Origin of the sequence: Moraxella sp. CTOTU49803, from assembly GCF_032097965.1 — a bacterium.
Taxonomy (GTDB): Bacteria; Pseudomonadota; Gammaproteobacteria; order Pseudomonadales; family Moraxellaceae; genus Faucicola; species Faucicola tetraodonis.
In genome coordinates, this window is the sequence record NZ_DAMCJP010000006.1 from 62,384 (window position 1) to 79,959 (window position 17,576).

General features: G+C 45.4%; 15 protein-coding genes. 6 read left to right on the forward strand and 9 right to left on the reverse strand.

Annotation, left to right across the window (positions count from 1 at the left end):
- Window positions 1–268: 268 nt before the first annotated feature.
- Window positions 269–1,555 carry a replication-associated recombination protein A gene (locus RT422_RS07925; RefSeq protein WP_076775389.1) on the forward strand — a complete coding sequence of 429 codons (1,287 nt, stop codon included), beginning with the start codon at window positions 269–271 and terminating at the stop codon, window positions 1,553–1,555.
- On the opposite strand, the gene RT422_RS07930 is transcribed toward RT422_RS07925, so the two are convergent.
- Window positions 1,552–2,232 carry a BLUF domain-containing protein gene (locus RT422_RS07930; protein ID WP_313421921.1) on the reverse strand — a complete coding sequence of 227 codons (681 nt, stop codon included), beginning with the start codon at window positions 2,230–2,232 and terminating at the stop codon, window positions 1,552–1,554. The genes RT422_RS07925 and RT422_RS07930 overlap by 4 nt on opposite strands.
- 448 nt (window positions 2,233–2,680) lie before the next feature.
- On the opposite strand from RT422_RS07930, the gene ribBA reads away from it, so the two are divergent.
- Complete coding sequence (gene ribBA, locus RT422_RS07935) at window positions 2,681–3,793, forward strand: bifunctional 3,4-dihydroxy-2-butanone-4-phosphate synthase/GTP cyclohydrolase II (protein ID WP_144918659.1); 1,113 nt, start codon at window positions 2,681–2,683, stop codon at window positions 3,791–3,793.
- A gap of 67 nt (window positions 3,794–3,860) precedes the next feature.
- On the opposite strand, the gene RT422_RS07940 is transcribed toward ribBA, so the two are convergent.
- The gene (locus RT422_RS07940) at window positions 3,861–4,334 is read right to left on the reverse strand and encodes an acyl-CoA thioesterase (protein ID WP_313421924.1); all 474 of its coding nucleotides are present in this window, start codon (window positions 4,332–4,334) and stop codon (window positions 3,861–3,863) included.
- Between the two features lie 64 nt (window positions 4,335–4,398).
- Window positions 4,399–5,313, reverse strand: a complete 915-nt coding sequence (locus RT422_RS07945; protein ID WP_313421957.1) for an acyl-CoA thioesterase II — start codon at window positions 5,311–5,313, stop codon at window positions 4,399–4,401.
- A gap of 245 nt (window positions 5,314–5,558) precedes the next feature.
- Here RT422_RS07945 and plsB point away from each other — a divergent pair, with 245 nt between their 5' ends.
- Entirely contained in the window at window positions 5,559–8,330 is a 2,772-nt protein-coding gene (gene plsB, locus RT422_RS07950; protein WP_313421926.1) for a glycerol-3-phosphate 1-O-acyltransferase PlsB, read from the forward strand.
- Window positions 8,331–8,391: 61 nt separating this feature from the next.
- Here the strand turns inward: plsB and RT422_RS07955 are convergent, their stop codons facing one another.
- Window positions 8,392–9,114, reverse strand: coding sequence for an SPOR domain-containing protein (locus RT422_RS07955; protein WP_203171307.1), 723 nt, complete (start codon window positions 9,112–9,114; stop codon window positions 8,392–8,394).
- Between the two features lie 62 nt (window positions 9,115–9,176).
- Window positions 9,177–10,994 carry an arginine--tRNA ligase gene (gene argS / locus RT422_RS07960; RefSeq protein WP_313421928.1) on the reverse strand — a complete coding sequence of 606 codons (1,818 nt, stop codon included), beginning with the start codon at window positions 10,992–10,994 and terminating at the stop codon, window positions 9,177–9,179.
- A gap of 266 nt (window positions 10,995–11,260) precedes the next feature.
- Here argS and RT422_RS07965 point away from each other — a divergent pair, with 266 nt between their 5' ends.
- On the forward strand, window positions 11,261–11,479 hold the full coding sequence (locus RT422_RS07965; RefSeq protein ID WP_007117392.1) for a DUF2788 domain-containing protein: 219 nt from the start codon (window positions 11,261–11,263) through the stop codon (window positions 11,477–11,479).
- Between the two features lie 79 nt (window positions 11,480–11,558).
- Here the strand turns inward: RT422_RS07965 and cmoB are convergent, their stop codons facing one another.
- Entirely contained in the window at window positions 11,559–12,611 is a 1,053-nt protein-coding gene (cmoB, locus tag RT422_RS07970) for a tRNA 5-methoxyuridine(34)/uridine 5-oxyacetic acid(34) synthase CmoB (RefSeq protein WP_313421930.1), read from the reverse strand.
- A 48-nt stretch (window positions 12,612–12,659) separates the two neighbouring features.
- Window positions 12,660–13,433 (reverse strand): carboxy-S-adenosyl-L-methionine synthase CmoA, encoded by a 774-nt coding sequence (cmoA, locus tag RT422_RS07975; protein ID WP_313421932.1) that lies wholly within the window; start codon window positions 13,431–13,433, stop codon window positions 12,660–12,662.
- A gap of 254 nt (window positions 13,434–13,687) precedes the next feature.
- Between cmoA and msrA the strand changes: the two genes are divergently transcribed.
- The gene (msrA, locus tag RT422_RS07980; protein WP_050325183.1) at window positions 13,688–14,218 is read left to right on the forward strand and encodes a peptide-methionine (S)-S-oxide reductase MsrA; all 531 of its coding nucleotides are present in this window, start codon (window positions 13,688–13,690) and stop codon (window positions 14,216–14,218) included.
- A gap of 254 nt (window positions 14,219–14,472) precedes the next feature.
- A complete protein-coding gene (locus RT422_RS07985; RefSeq protein WP_313421933.1) occupies window positions 14,473–15,858 on the forward strand; it encodes a lytic murein transglycosylase in 1,386 nt (461 codons plus the stop codon).
- A 187-nt stretch (window positions 15,859–16,045) separates the two neighbouring features.
- On the opposite strand, the gene RT422_RS07990 is transcribed toward RT422_RS07985, so the two are convergent.
- Complete coding sequence (locus tag RT422_RS07990; protein ID WP_203171302.1) at window positions 16,046–16,306, reverse strand: hypothetical protein; 261 nt, start codon at window positions 16,304–16,306, stop codon at window positions 16,046–16,048.
- A 200-nt stretch (window positions 16,307–16,506) separates the two neighbouring features.
- Window positions 16,507–17,514 carry a DUF4062 domain-containing protein gene (locus RT422_RS07995; RefSeq protein ID WP_313421934.1) on the reverse strand — a complete coding sequence of 336 codons (1,008 nt, stop codon included), beginning with the start codon at window positions 17,512–17,514 and terminating at the stop codon, window positions 16,507–16,509.
- Between the last annotated feature and the right edge of the window lie 62 nt (window positions 17,515–17,576).

Genomic DNA, 17,576 nt, shown 5'->3' on the forward strand with positions numbered 1-17,576 from the left:
TTATTTAACAAAGTAAAAATATTTCTCAATCCAAGTAGTCACACAAATCAAACAAGTTAGCCTACCGCTATCGTTTAGGCATGCTAAAATTCTTAAAAAACCCTCGTTGTTTTTAATGCAGTTACTTTTACCAAGTTATTTTTGCCAAGCTACTTTCACTAAATTACTTTTACCAAATAAGTACCGCACTTAGCTACAATCCCAATTTAAAAAATAGTGAAATCGCTGAAGACCTTCGACTAAGTAATCCAGTTAAACTTATACCTTAATGATGAATCAACTCGCTCAAATCCCCCTTGCCCAACGTGTCCGCCCAAAATCGCTTGACCAGGTAATCGGACAAACCCACTTGCTCGGTGCCAACGCACCGATTCGCCGTATTGTTGAGCAAGGTTACTTGCCATCGATTATTTTGCATGGGGAAGCAGGCATCGGCAAAACCACCCTAGCCATGCTATTAGCCGATGCAGTGGGTCGTCCTTTTCGCCCGCTCTCTGCTATCAATGCAGGGGTCAAAGAGCTGCGTGAAGTACTGACAAAAGATGATGGCTTGTTTGGCGAGCCGCCGGTGATATTTGTCGATGAGATTCATCGGTTTAACAAAGCCCAGCAAGATGCACTCCTCGGCGCGGTTGAGTCTGGGGACATTACTTTAATTGGTGCGACCACCGAAAACCCCTCGTTTAGTGTCAACAATGCGCTATTATCCCGTTGCCAAGTGTATCGGCTTAACCCCTTGAGCGAAGATGAAATCAGCCAAGTACTACAACGTGCCATCGACGATGATGCAGTTTTTAAACAATTTAAGATTGAAATACAATCAAGCCAAGCGATTTTTGCTCTATCGCAAGGCGATGCGCGTAAGGCGTTAAATTTACTTGAACTCGCCATTCAATCAAGCCCTAATTTTAAGCCAGGCAGCCAGTCAGCGATTGTGGTGACTGATGACAATGTCATCGCGGTCGCAGGTGCAAGCCTGGTACGCTACGACAAATCGGGTGATGGCCATTATGACCTAGTGTCAGCGATGATTAAATCAGTCCGCGGCAGTGACCCTGATGCGGCACTGTATTGGATGGCGCGGATGCTGACAGCGGGCGAAGACCCTGCCTTTATTGCGCGGCGGTTGGTGATTTTGGCAAGTGAAGATATCGGACTTGCCAATCCCAATGCGTTACTACTTGCCGATACCGCCCTGCGAAGCGTGCAGAGCATCGGTATGCCTGAAGCGCGGATTATTTTGGGGCAAGTGGTGGTGTATTTGGCGACATCGCCGAAGTCAAATTCTAGTTATCAGGCCATCAATAAAGCGATGCGACTGGCTGAAAATGACCAATCACCTGTACCGCTACATTTGCGTAATGGCGTCACCAAGCTGATGCGCGCCGAAGGTTATGGCGCCAATTATATCTATCCGCACGATTATCCCAACCACTACCACCCACAGCAGTATCTACCTGATAATTTGATGGGCACACGGTTGTTTGACTTTGCTGATAATGCCAAAGAACAGCAAACCTATGCCTTTATACAGTGGTTAAAAAGCAGTGGCTAAAGGGTAATCATTGAAGAGCGATGATTAAGCGCGGCGGCTAAAAAACTCGTCAAAGCAGACAACGGATGATTTAGCGCAGCCAAATGAACCCTATTCTGAAATAACCAGTATATCACCAACACTAAAAACACCAACAAAAACCCAAGCTGAATCCACAAAAAATAGCGATGCTTAAAGCCCAAGCGGCGCAGCTTGGCATGGTTATAACTGCCCTTATCAAAGTTGGTATGTTGATGCCTTTGCCATTTGCCCGAACGATAATAGTTTTCTACATCCGCAAGTAACCTTGGTACACTGGCGCTATCAAATTGCGCAGTTTCAAAATAGCCTAGCAAGGGGCTGATATCATCGATATCATCCATATCGTTGACGTTATCTAAATTGATGCAGTGCATTTTCCAGTGCCCAAACAGCGCATTGGGCGCCTGTCCCTGCGCAATGACGTGAATATTTTTGTGTCTTTTATCGGCTTTGATTTTGTCAAATAGCTGGGTGATAGTGCGCTCACTACCTTCCATATATTGTAGAAAGTTGCCTTGCTTGAGAAATAGTACGCTATTGACATTTGCCTGGGTGTTGCACGCGAATGACTGACGATAGATATCAGGCAACGTCATCGTATGCAAACTTGCTTGCAAGGTAATTTTGCTCGTGTAGATAAGATAAAAGACTGACATCACAGGATCCTTAGATAAGTAAATCGGTTAGACGTCTATGACTTTTTAATAGCGTTTTTAAAACGTATTAAGAATGTAATTTTTATTAATTATTAAGTAATAATATACCAGTTTTTTTTAATTTTTGCTCAAAAATTATACAAAATCAGCACTTTTTGTTAAATTTTTCAACTAATTTATCCGCATGTTTTATCTGAATGCGCTACCAACGTCTATGGCTATCAATATTTCGCTGCTTAGACTAACTGAGTTAATGCTATAATAGCGATCTAATAAAAAATGAGCGCCTGTGCTAGCTTCACCCAATTTAATGAAGTGATTGTTAAGATTAATTTAGACAATAGTTTGAACAATACATACTAGCTGATAGCGCTTATTTTCTGTCCCTATTTTTCAATCAGTTTTTTAATCAATGTTATTTTAATAAATCGCTAACAAAGGCACTTTTATGGCATTTAATACAACGGCAGAAATTATCGATGACATCCGTGCAGGCAAAATGGTCGTTTTGATGGATGATGAAGACCGTGAGAACGAAGGCGACTTGGTGATGGCCGCCACCCATGTACGCCCAGAAGATATTAACTTTATGATTACCCATGCGCGTGGCTTGGTGTGTTTGACCATCACCGCTGACCGCAGTGAACAGCTCAATTTACCGCTTATGTCGGATAAAAATGGCGCTAAATTTAGCACCAACTTCACGGTATCGATTGAAGCGGCAGAAGGGGTCACCACAGGTATCTCAGCAGCGGATCGCGCCAGAACCATCCAAACAGCGGTGTCTTCGACTGCCAAACCCGAAGACATCGTACAACCGGGACATGTATTCCCGATCGTGGCACAAAATGGCGGTGTGCTACACCGTGCCGGTCATACTGAAGCCGGCTGTGACCTAACACGCTTGGCAGGACTTGAACCTGCGGCGGTGATTTGTGAAATTATCAAAGAAGATGGCGAAATGGCGCGCCGTGATGACCTAGAGATTTTTGCCAAAGAACATGGCTTAAAAATCGGTACCATCGCCGATTTGATTAATTACCGTATTGCCAATGAGCAAACGGTAGAAGCCATTGCCAATTATCCTATGCAAACTGAGTTTGGTGAGTTTACTGCTTATCGTTTTAAAGAAAAAAATTCAGAGGATACCCATTTGGCACTGGTCAAGGGCAACCCACAAGAAGGCGTGAGCACTGTGCGGGTGCATAGCTTCCAGCCATTGCGCGATTTATTCACCGTGCAGCTACCCAACAGCGGTAAGAGTAACTGGGATATCCATGCCTCACTCAAAGAAATTAGCCAATCCGAGCGTGGCGTGTTTGTCTGGATTGGGCATCAGCAAGCGATTGATATGGGCGAAGCGCTCGATAACTTTGTGGCTGACAAACCCAACTCACCGCTTAAACACCAACCCTACCGCAGCATTGGGGTTGGTTCACAGATTTTACGTTATCTGGGCGTGCGTGATATGCGTTTGCTGTCATCACCGCTCAAATTCAACGCGTTATCAGGATTTGACCTAAACTTGGTCGAAACCGTTGCCAACCCAGACCACAAATAGCAATTCACTAGACAAAAAAAGCCACGAGCATTGCAGCTTGTGGCTTTTTTAACAATTTTAGTAACAGTTAAACCGTATGACTTTCTAACTCGGCAAATTGTTGGCGTTGACCATCAGAAATCGGTTGCTTGTTTTTACCGGATTGGTCAAAAAATACAATGACTGAGGAGGCGGTAGCGACGACTTTTTGCTGGGCCGTGCTAAAGTAAACATAGTCATGGGTCAGACTGGTATTGCCTATTTTTTTGGCACGAATACCAATCCAAAGCACATCGGGGAAAGTGACCGAATTCAAATACTGGCAAGATGACGAAGCAATCACGGTATGGGTTTGTAAGTTAAACATATCGACTTGTTCAAGGTAGTGGATACGTGCGCGTTGGGCATAGTTGTAATACACCACGTTATTGACATGATTGAACGCATCCATATCACCCCATTCCACTTTTTGCTCATAGATCACAGCAAAGCCTTTTAATGGGTGATTGTCTTGTTGGGCGATGGCATGGCGAGTGGCATCACTCATTGGGGGATTGGACATATTTTCCTCTCTCATACGGCTACTATTTAACACGGGTTAACACAAGGTAAAAATTATTGAATCGCTAGCGCAGTCGCATTAACCCTTGCTGCTGGGTTGTGGCGACCAACTTGCCATTTTGCCAAAATTGACCGTGGTTTAAGCTTTTTGACTGTGATGTTGTATCGCACCACATGTTATAGAGTAACCAATCATTCATATCAAATGGGCGGTGAAAATGCATACTATGGTCGATACTTGCCGCTTGCAACCCTTTAGTCATAAAGCTAATCCCGTGTGGCATCAGCCCCGTACCAATCAAATAAAAATCAGAAGAAAATGCCAACAATGCCTGTTGCACTTGCATCGACTGTTTACCCAGCTGCGGAATACGCAGCCAGTTGGCTTGGCTAGGTTCCATGATTTTTGGATGGATTGGGTCACGCGGCTGTACTGGCTTGATTTCGATATGACGCTGGCGCATAAAGCGCGCTTTTAGGGCATCGGGGATTTTGCCTACCACTTGGTCTTTGAGCTGCTGCTCGGTCAGCAACACATCTGGAGCAGGATACGTTGGCATCGCTTGTTGATACTCAAGCCCTTCTTCAAACGGTGAAAAGGACGCCATCATGGTAAAAATTATGCTCGGTTGGTTATCGTCATCATATTGGCGTGCTGTCACTTGACGTGAAGCAAGGCTACGACCATCACGTAATTTCTCGACTTGGTAATATACAGGCTTATTGATATCGCCACCGCGCAAAAAATAGCCATGAAATGAGTGACAAGGTTTTGAATGCTCCACGGTATGGCTGGCGGCCATCAATGCTTGTCCCAGTACTTGTCCACCAAAAATACGCGCGCCGACATAATCGTGGCTTTGCCCAATAAATACACTGTCTTGATACGGCACGAGGGTTAAGGTTTCCAATAACTGCGTGACCAATTGTTGCCAAATCGCTTGCTGCTCAAGCTGCTGCGTTACGGCTGTTACCGGCATCTGTGGTTGGTGAGTGATATCAATGGTATGGGTACGGTGCATATCTGGTTGGTTTGACATAGACACTCTTATCATCAACGTTATTTTTGGGTAGAGTAAATGGATTAAAGTCACTCATTATACAAGAATTTTTGAGTGATAAGGTTTAGAAATTCATCAATCTATGGCATGATAAGACATTTTTTAAACCTTGTATTTATCTTTAAAAAACTTACGAAAAAACTCACGCAATCACTAGGCATACTATGAATCACGTAGGGAAAAATTCAGGCACTACCCAAGCGAACAACAAAGGTACCCATCCTGCTGCGACCCCGCTGTTAAAAAATCTATACCGACAAGTCTCTGGCAAATTATTGGGGCTCGCCGTCAAATCCAAACTTATCGGCGACATCCCCAATATTAGCCAAGCTAGCACCCATGTTAGCGATAATAATTTACCGCCAGCTAGCGATAGCTTAGCAAGCGCCAATACCAATATGGATATCGATAGCGATACCTCAAGCCAGCGCCTCACCTTTTATGTGCTCAAAGAGTATTCTCGTAGCAACAGTATTTTAATTGACCTAGAAACCAAACAATATGACCTACCCCCTGCCCTAGCCAATGTCATCGATCGGGCGCATGGTATTGATGAAAATACCGCAATGATTTTTTTGCATCACCATAAAACAGAAAAACTGTCTCATGACAGCGCCGTATTTTCACCTCGCCTATTACGCTTGATTGAAGCCGTCGAGCAATACCCAACACTACACATTGATTTTATCCCTGTCACTATCTTGTGGGGACGCGCACCAGAAAAAGAAGATTCGCTGCTTAACCTCCTCACCGCTGATGAATGGCAAGTACCCACCATCAGTAAACAGCTATTTAATATCGGGGTCAAAGGGCGAGATACCTATGTGCAGTTTCACTCACCCAAAGACCTGCGTGGCATCATCGAAGATGAGATTAGCAAAAACCCTGCGCTGCAATCAGGTAGCCTAGCATCCACTGATGATGCTAGTGAAGACCGCCAGCATTTACACACCATTACTGCACGGGTACAGCAGCGTTTAGAAGGTTATCTGGATAAACAACAAGAAGCCATCTTGGGTCCTGACTTATCAGACCGTCGCAATGTGGTCGATAAAATTCTGTATACCCCTGCCATTCAGCATGCCGTGAATGTCGATAGCAAAGAAAACTCGCGTGAACTCGCCAAAAGCCGAAAACTGGCGCGTGGCTATTTGAACGAGATTGCCAGTGATTACTCGTACGCAACCGTGCGCTTTTTTGACCGCTTTTTGACCTGGCTATGGACACAGTTGTATGACGGGGTTGAAGTGGCGCACTTTGAGCGGGTACGCCAACTGGCATCCGACCATGAAATCATCTATGTGCCTTGCCACCGCAGTCACATGGACTATCTGTTGCTGTCATACGTGATTTATAAACGTGGGTTACGGGTGCCCTACGTTGCCGCAGGCGAGAATCTAAACATCCCCGTGCTAGGTCAAATACTACGCAATGGCGGTGCTTTCTTTATGCGTCGCAGTTTTAAAGGCAATCCGCTGTACTCTGCGGTGTTTCGTGAATACGTGCATAGTATGTTGATGCGCAACACGCCGATTGAGTACTTCATCGAAGGCGGACGCTCGCGCTCAGGTCGCTTGTTACCGCCCAAAAAAGGAATGCTAGCGATGACGGTACAAAGCCATCTACGCCAAGCGGGCAAACCGATTGTCTTTATCCCGACCTACATCGGTTATGAACGCATTATGGAAGGCGGCACTTATGTGGGTGAGCTTAAAGGTAAACCCAAAGAATCTGAGTCGCTACTAGGTCTATTAAAAGCCAGCCGAAAAATCGAGCGTATCTTCGGTCATGTGCACGTCAGTTTTGGTCAGCCGCTTTATCTGGCTGATTTTATGAAAAAATTTGACGTTGCCCCAAATACCCTACCCAAAGACCGTACCGATAGTGATATGCCCGCCAATGTCACCCACATGATTGACAATTTGGGCATCAAAATCATGCAGCGTATCAACCGCTCTGCGGTGCTTAATCCAGTGACTTTGCTATCTTTGGTACTGCTCGATACACCGCATGGCGCACTCGATGAGCAAAGCTGTCGTGAACAGTTGGCGCTGTATCAACGTATCGCAGAAAAAATCCCGTATGATGATGATGTATCAATCACCCAGCAAAGCCCAGAAGCCATTATTAACTATGGTGTCAAGCTTAAACTCATCGAGCGCACCCCACATGTGCTCGGTGACTTGATTCGTATTGCGGACGGTCAAGCGCCGCTACTGAGCTATTTTCGCAACAATATTTTGCATATTTATATCATCGCGTCACTATGTGCCTCATTGATACAGCGTAATGGCACCATGAGCTTAAACACTATTGAGCGGGTGGTGGGTATCATGTATCCCTTCTTGCAAGCAGAGTTGTTTTTGAAATACCCACTGCGCACCTTAAATGACACTTTGCGTGAGCATATCGATACGTTGGTCGAAGAAAACATCATCGTGGACAAAGGAGTGAATGCGGATGGTCATCGCATCCTGACCACGCCAGAGCCGAATACCCGTAGCTATCAGCAGTTGACAGTACTTGCCAACTCAGTTGAGCAAAGTCTAGAGCGCTACTTTATGGTGCTTGCGCTGCTGAGTCAGCAAGGCTCAGGCAAACTCACCAAAGATCAAGTGATTGATTTGGGTCATCTGCTCGGTCAGCGTCTATCCGTGCTATATGAAGATGACATGCCAGATTTTTTTGACCGTGCCTTGTTTACTAGCTTTATGGATGCGCTAGAGCGTCTTGGTTATATTACGGTGTCGGCCAGCGGGGTGATTGAGTTTGATGCGCGCATTCATACCATGGCAAAAAGCGCGCGGTTTATCCTTAATATGGACGTGATGCATATCTTACAGCAAATCTCACAACTGACTGATGAGGAAATCAAACGCACCTTGACTGAACTGCAAAACAAAAAGCAACGCAAATTTAGTCGTAAAAAAGCTTAATTCTACCCAACAATAAAAAACCGTGTTGCGATAACACGGTTTTTTTTGCCTGCAAATCAGCCTAGCGACGCTGCTCGACAATCAGTGAATCAATGCGGCTATTTTGTAGTTGGCGCTGGGCTTGTGCCGCCATCTCTGGGCTACTCATGGCGCGAGAGATGACTTGATAGACGGTTTGGTCATTGCTTAAGCGTTTTTTGACGATTTGGGCATCCACCCCCGCCATTAGCACTTCAGCACGGCGTTTATCCGCATCATCGGCATTGTCAAAGCTATTGATTTGCAAGATATAAGTCCGCGTAGGCTCCTCGTTGCCAATCACAATGGCATCGGCACTGCTTGTGTCATCGGAAGCGGTGCTGGTGTCTATCGTGCTATTGTTGGCTGAAGCGCGTGGCTTGGTTCCGTTATCATCAGACAACAACGGATTATCGACCACGCTGACATTCGCTGATTTGGTCGCACTGGTGCTGTCAGCCTGGGTCAACACCACATCAGGCTGCGCCGAGACTGGCTGACTAGCAGCAGCCTCATCGGGGACTGCACTGACCTGCTGTTCTTTGAGTAAGTCATAGAACTCGTAGTTATTGGTTTTGGGTTTGTCTTGCACCTTTGGCTGCACCATCGGCGCTTCGTCGCTTGTGGTTTTGCCTTGGTTAAATGGATTCCACAAATAAACAAACAGACCAATCCCCACGGTCAATATCATGCCCACCAACATGGCAGCAAAAAACGACATCGTGCTTGGCGCTTTACGCGGGGTCGCTCCTTTGGGTCTTGCCATCTTCATCTCCTACGACATGGGATACGGTAATATTACAGCGTTTTTAGCGTATCTTAATCATATCACATACTGGTTGGTGCCGTTAATCCGAGCAAAATTAAGCCATTTTGAATCACTTGGCGTACTGACTTTGATAACCGCAGACGCGCCTGCATCAAGTCAAGCTCATCTTGGGTTGGGGTTTCGCCATCTTTGGGTAAGATACGGTTATCGTTGTACCAACCGTGGAACAAACTTGCCAAATCTTTGAGGTAATTGGTCAATAAATGCGGCTCATAGTTGACCGCAGCACGGCGTAGCACTTCAGGGTAAGAAGCCAGCAAGCTCAATAAATCCGTTTCGACAGATTGGGTCAACAGATGCTGGTGGGCTTTGCCGGCTTTGTCATCGACCTTGATACCGCGCTCTTCAGTACGCTCAAGCACACGGCAAATACGCGCATGCGCATATTGAATATAATATACCGCATTATCTTTGGTATGGGATTTGGCAAGTTCTAAGTCAAAGTCAATGTGCTGTTCTGGTTTACGCGCGACATAATAAAAGCGCGCGGCATCATTGCCGACTTCTTGACGCAGCTCACGTAAGGTCACAAACTGACCTGAGCGTGATGACATCTGGATTTGCTCTGTACCACGCCATAGGGTGACAAACTGCACCAAAATCACATCCATACGCTGGGCATCGTAGCCCATCGCCGTCAATGCCGCTTTCACGCGTTTGATGTAGCCGTGGTGGTCTGAGCCCCATACATCAATAATTTTGTCATAGCCGCGGTCAAGCTTGTCTTTGTGGTAGGCGATATCCGAGGCAAAATAAGTAAATTGACCATTGGCACGGCGGACGACACGGTCTTTTTCATCGCCAAATTCGGTGGATTTAAACCACAAGTTGCCGTCTTTTTGGTATAAAAACCCCCGCTGCTCTAATAATTCCAAAGCAGGCACAATGGCATCTTGGATTGATTTTTCGCTAAACCATTGGTCAAAATGGACATTAAAATCCGCCAAATCATCTTGGATATCTGCCAAGATGGTACTAAGTGCAGCTTCATGAAAAATCTGATAGTTATCGCCCAAATTGGCTTTGGCATTGGCAATCAGCCCGTCAATATGGGCTTCTTTATCACCTGACACACATACTTTTTCGCCGTTGGCATCGATTTGGTACTGGGCATCGGCAGGTACATTGAGTAGCATATGTTCCCAGGCGGTTTTTAGGCTATCGCCATGCTGTTTTTTGATGGGTTTGGCAATATCTTTGACATAATCGCCTTGGTACGCATTGGTGGGAAATACAATTGGCTCACCGCACAGCTCAAGGTAGCGCAAATAGGTACTGGTTGCCAAAATATCCATCTGACGACCCGCATCATTGACATAATATTCCCGCCCGACTTGGTAGCCAACCGCCTCTAGTAAATTGGCCACGCTCATGCCAAACGCAGCGCCTCGACCGTGACCCACGTGTAGGCTTGAGGTTGGGTTGGCAGAGACAAACTCAACTTGGATTTTTTGACCGGCAAATTCTTCGGATGTACCGAAGTCGCCTTTTTGCTGCATGATGGTGTCTAAGATAGCAAAACGCGCGTTATCATCTAAGAAAAAGTTAATAAAACCCGGTCCTGCAATCTCAACTTTGCTAATCATGTCCGAGGCAGGCAACATCGCTACGATGGTTTGCGCCAGTTCACGCGGGTTTTTCTTGGCAGTCTTGGCAGCTATCATCGCAAGGTTACTGGCAAAATCGCCGTGAGCTTGGTCTTTGGTACGGCTGATGGTACTGTTATCAACCCAATCGATTGGCAAAATTTGCTGTTGTTTTAGTGATTCCACCACTAATGCTAAGGCTTGCGAAATGACGGGTTGTTGTTCTGACATGGAAATTCTCTTTGTTGGCTTACAGGTTTTATTGCAGGATTGATAACTAAAAAAGCACGATAAATCAATGAATCACCATCGATTTGAGGCTATCGCTCGCTCACAATCGATGGGCATGGATTTTGGCGTTCAATATACCAATTTTTGATGGTTTTTTCATTATAATCCTGTCAAAAGATACATGCCATTACAAGGAAACGCGGTTTTTTGGCGTATAATATGCGCTAAAATTTTGTAATGTCTGATGACAATCATAGGATAATAACATGTTTGTTTTAGTCTCTAGTGAGTTAATCACCAAACTTGGCATGTATGTGCTGCTGCCTATCTTTATCGCGTTTTTATTTTTTATCATGTACGATATTTCCAAGAAAAACAATGCAGGCAAACAAGGCACATTTTGGATTTTTTTGGCACTCGGCGGCGGTTTTTTTGGCTTTCTTATCAAAATGGTCTTGGAGTGGTATTTTAGTAGGACGCTTTAAAGTCTCCTACTCTAAACCTTACTAGCCTAAAACGCCATTACCTCAAACTGCATTACCCTTGTTACTTGTTCATGTACCGTTACGGTCGTTTGGCTATCATCACTGCACGGGTCGGGCGTTGATAGCCCTCGATGGTTTTGCTGCTATCATTGGGGTCAAGAAAATCGCTTAAAGATTGATAATCCATCCAGTCGGTTTTGCGTTGTTCATCCGTCGATGTCACATCCACATCGACACAGCGCACCGCCACAAAGCCTACTTTGTATAGCCATAGCGACAGTGCCGCAACCGATGGAATAAAATACACATTATTCATCTGTGCATAGCGCTCACTTGGCACTAGCACGGATGTCGTATCCCCTTCAATCACCAGAGTTTCTAGTACCAATTCTCCGCCTTTTGCTAGCTGATTGTATAATTGCTCAAGATGCTCAAACGGCGATGCGCGGTGATATAGCACGCCCATACTAAACACGGTATGAAACAACCCCGCTTGCCCGCTAGTCAAGCTAGGATTGGGCAAAGCTTCAAGCGGTACGGGCACATAGTGCACCCTGTTGCGTCCAAAATCGTTACGGTCAGCCTGCCCCACAAAATGGCGAATCGCCATAAACTGGTGATAAAACAGACACGATGGGTCAATCACAATCACCGTGCTTGCCCCTGCGCCCGCCATACGCCAGCCGTGATAACCCGAACCGCCGCCCACGTCTAGCACACGTTTGCCGTGAAGTGGGCTGATATGCGGCAACACCCTATCCCATTTCCAGTCACTGCGCCATTCAGTATCAATATGGATTTGCTGATCATCTCGACCCAGTAAAAAACCGCCTTTGCGCCACGGCATCAAACGTTTGAGTAGCGCATGGGTTTGCTTGTATTCACTGTCTTGCCAATCAAATGCTGCGGTGATACAGGGTTGATTTAAGTCTACTTGCGCGTTGTCAACTACGGGCAAGCGCTCAATGAGCGATTGATAAAATGGCGCATGGGCGTAGCGTGATTTGTCTTTGATGGTAGCCAGCCAGTTGGGCAACTGGGCAAGCCATGCATTGGCAACTGGGTATTTTTCCGCCAATTGCAGCAAGGTAAGATAGACGTCGGTTTCGGTAGTTTTGATGGTAGCATTCATGGTGGACTCTTTTAGGATTGACAGGTTTTCATTGTTTAATGGTAATCATCACTTAAACGCAATAATCGACGCAAAGTTTAAAAACTGAAACCACGTCAAATGACGGTCAAACCCCACTGTTGCTAGACGCTGATGATGAAAATCGAGGGTATCGGTGACAAGTACATTCTCCAGTGCATTGCGTTTACCACTGATTTCCATCTCACTGTAGCCATTGGCGCGTTTAAAATCATAATACCGCTCAACACGCCACGCATCGTCCGCTTCATCGAGCAAATGGGTTTTTTCGGTCAAAATCAAAATACCGCCTTCAACCAACGCATCATAACAGCGTTTGAGTAACTGCTCGCGCTTGTCAGGGGATAAAAACTGCAAGGTTAAATTGAGCACAATCATATCGCACCGCTCAAACGCCACCTCACACACATCAGCGCAAATCAGCTCGATATCATGCTCAGGATAATGCTGCATCAGTACACTTTGCGCTTTGGCAATCATCGGCTCTGAGATATCAATGGCTTTGATTTGCAAATCTTGCGGCGCAAACTCGCCTGCGAGCGCAAAACTCACCGCCCCGAGTGAACAGCCTAAATCATACACGCGGCTGACTTTGTTGCCGTCTTGGTTTGTTTGACGAAAACCGCAATGGCGTTTGGCAAAAATCGGCAACATGGCGAGCATCTGCCCATACCCAGGCACACTACGGCGAATCATATCGGGAAAACAAGCCACCACTTGCTCATCAAAGCTAAACCGCGCATTGGCATCTAGCGGCGTGGTAAATAAGGTATCGTGGGGTGGTTTGGCTTGGGGCTGACGCATGCGGCTGACTCACTATGGCTGATTGAGCGTTACTAAGACTTAGTATCGCTGACAGTTTTATGCTCGCTTCAACAAGGAAACGCTTAAGGAACGCTTAAACTGCCAGGTTTTTAGATAGCGGAAACTTGGTTTACATTGCCTAACTTGAATGACCAGTAAACTTTGCTATTCTAACATTTTCACCCGTTTTACTTTTAATAATTTATTTTAACCCTTATATCAAACCAATGAGATAACCATAAAAAGGTACTATTATGCAAACGATTATTTTAGGCGGTGGCTGTTTTTGGTGTACCGAATCAGTATTTAGCCATGTCAAAGGTGTGACTGATGTCACCTCAGGGTATATGGGCGGTGATGAAGTAAGCGCCAACTACAAAGCCGTCTGTGGCGGCGATACCGGTCATGTCGAAGTGATTAAAGTCGATTTTGATGAGACCATTATTCCGCTTGAGACGGTATTGGATATTTTCTTTGCCACCCATGACCCAACGACACAAGACCGTCAAGGTAATGATGTCGGTAGACAATATGCCTCTGTGGTGTTTTACACCGATGAAGCGCAGCAAAAACCGACCATTGACCGTGTGATTGGTGAGCTTCGTGATGAGCAAGGCATTAAAGTGGTGACCGAAGTGCATCCTGCTGCGCAGTTTTTCGTTGCCGAGGACTACCACCAAGATTATTACGCCAACAACCCGACCCAAAGCTATTGCAACTTTGTGATTCCGCCCAAGCTTGCTAAGCTTAAACAATATTTTAGCGGTTTTATGATTGAACAATAACGCGTATTGTTATTTTATTGATACTTATTAATCCTTTCAAAATTGGGCTTTACCGCGTTAATGCCCAATTTTTTTGAGTTCAACAATTAAACTTACCACAACTGTGCAAAAATTAACGCTTTATCACCCAATGTGAAAAAATGTAATTAAATGCATTTACTCCTTTCACTAAGTGGGCTTTTTTTATACCCTTGAATCAGTCAAAATTTATCCCGTTTGTTGATGTTTTTATCTGTCACTATTCAAGGTTTGTTATGCGTTTACTTCCGATTTTTATGGCGCTGGCAGGCGTGGCGATGATTAGCCAAGCCAATGCCGCACCGACACCGCCTAATCTTAGCAATGCCCAGTTTCAACAGTGTTTATCCAATCTCAAAAACAGCAGCACCTTTAGCGGTGTAGCCAGCACTTTAGAACAATATCGCCCAACTGAGCCTGACCCTAGTGTGATTGTCTCGCTCAACTATCAACCTGAGTTTCAAAAAGAAGTGTGGGACTATCTCTCAGGTCTGGTCGATGAAGAACGTGTGCAAGACGGTATCAATGCCAAAAACCAACTGCAAAGCACGCTAAGCCGCATCGAGCAGCGCTATGGCGTGAAAGGAACGGATGTACTTGGCGTCTGGGGGGTAGAGTCGAACTTTGGTAAGCAGCTGGGTAAAAAAGACTTAATCCAGTCATTAGCGACCTTATCTTGCTTTGACCGTCGTCAGTCGTACTTTCGCACGGAATACGCCAATGCGCTGCGTATCTTGCAAAATGGTGATATCCGCCGTGATGATATGACTGGCTCATGGGCAGGCGCGTTTGGGCAAACCCAGTTTATGCCAAGTACCTTCTTACGCTTGGCGCAAGATTTTGATGGTGATGGACGTAAAGATTTGGTCAACAGCCAAGCTGATGCGCTCGCGTCAACGGCCAATTTCTTGGATAAAGCAGGTTATCGCACGGGCGAACCTTGGGGATTTGAGGTCAAGTTGCCTGCAGGGTTTTGGGCAGATAGCAACCGCAAGGCCAAAAAACCGATGAGCTACTGGCGCAGTCAAGGTCTGACTCTTGCCAATGGTCAGCCGCTACCTTCTAGCCTTGATAGTACAGGTTTGCTATTACCTGCGGGTATTAAAGGCCCGGCGTTTTTAGTGGGTAAAAATTTCGATGCGTTTTATAGTTACAATGCGTCGGAGAACTACGCGCTAGCGATTGCGCATTTGTCGGATATGATTAGCCAAAACCGTACTAGCAACGTCGGCTTTGTCACACCTTGGCCCACGGATGATGCCGGTATTAGTCGCCGTCAAGCCCGTGAAATCCAGCAAGCACTGCTTAATCGTGGGTATGATATTGGCCAAGCTGATGGCATGATTGGCGATAAAACGCGCTATGCGATTCAAGATTTTCAACGGCAGCAAGGTGTCAACCCGGATGGTCGTGCGGGTATGAAACTCTACCGTATGCTAATGACTCAGCCAACAGGCAATGCTCAGTATCCAAACCAATACCCAACCCAAACGCCCGTTCGATACCAGTCTGTACCGAATTCAACGATTACTGCCACGCCGACTAAAGTGGTACGCGACGCCAATGGGCGCACGAGTTACTATCGTATCGACAATGGGCAAGGTGGGGTGACAACGCCCTAGTCATTGAAACCTTAGTGTTTCAGTGTTAGGCATTAAACCTTAAATGATTTAAACCTGAGTTATTTAAGCCGTAGTCATCTACAATGTTCATCAATTTTTCATTACCCAATAAAAAACCCTTAATGCTGAGATTAAGGGTTTTTTTGATAGTGACACGGTTTTGTTAATATCCGCGCATGGTACAACCTTATACAATAGGTGGCGGGGTGGGCTCTTCACCATCATCCATTTGGATCGGTTTGACTTCGCCTTTTGAATTGCTGCCCCAATTGTCCTCTTCGTCTTCATCCCACTTTTTGAAGTTATCGCGTGGGTTGATACCACGGCGTTTCATGTCTTCGACTTGCTCTTCGAGGGTGCGAAACTGCTGCGCTTCGTGCATGGTATCTTCAAGTTGGTTGATTTTGTTTTCAAGATCTTCCGCTTGTTGGGTCACATGATTGCTCATAATTTTATCCTCTTTTTATTCTCAATGTTATCGTTATGTATGCTGTGAGATTATCATAACACAAACAAATGTGACGCTAGTTAGCAGGTCTGTATAACATTATCATGACATGAGTAAATCATGGCTTGGTCAAAGCTGATATAAAATACTTGGGTAAAACGCGCATAAAACCATAAAAAAGGCGTGTTAGAAACGATGGATTAAGCTTGTACAATGATGTTAATCTGCCACAGCTCGCGGATACTTTGCCCTTCTTTGACCGAGAACAACCATCGTTTTTTCACCAGTTGGCTTTTGATCCATTGATAATCGATACTACTGATTTGACAGCGCGAGACCGCATGGATATTGGGTGAGATTTTGAGCGCTTCTGCCATTGCAGCATCTTTGAGGGAATCATTAATTTGGGTCAACATCATATTACTGGTAAAGGGCTGTGGTAATGCTTGTAGCGTTTGCACAATATTACCCCAGCTAAAGGTGTAAGTTGCGCTGATTTCTTGCAAATTGCCGCCTTCAAACGCGTGTGCGGTATAGTTGACCAATAACGCCTCATTGAGCTCTTTTGGCGTAACCTGGGTCGGTCTGGCTTCAGCTTCAGGGGACTGTTGAGTGCCATCTAGACTGCTATCAGTTAAGGCGGGTTGCACGCCATTACGGATATGAAATCTATCCGAGACAAACATCGACTTTAAATCGCCACTAGCAGTGGCCGGTAGCGTGCTCAATGAACGGGTGTCTTTGACCCAACCTAATCGCGGAAATTTCTCTTTGATTTCCCCAAGCATACGCACACAGTCTGACACGCCATCATGGGTCTGACCGAAGTGAATTACCCGCAAACCCTGTTCTTTAATCACCAAATTAAACAAATCCAACCGTTGGCGTAATAGCTCATTTTGGTTCAGCTGGGTATTGACTAGCGCAATCATCGGGACGCGTTTTGAAGACGCATAGATATAAGATAAGTGCAGATAACTGACACCAGATAGGCTTAAATGACCGTAATCATTGCCCAAAATAAAAATCATATAATCGCATTGGTCGATTTGTTGGCGGCTGTACTCAACAAAATTGGTATTGGTGGCAAGCAAATCCCAAGTCAAAAAATAATCCTTCGATAACGCGTACTCTAGCGCGTTCTCTAGGTAGAGATTTTCATTTCTCACCAAAGAGATATGAATATGATAACGTTTCTTTTGAGACATGCTATCTTCTCCATAACGCTCTAATGAACGCAATTAATTAAAAAGGTAAAGGATTAAAAGCT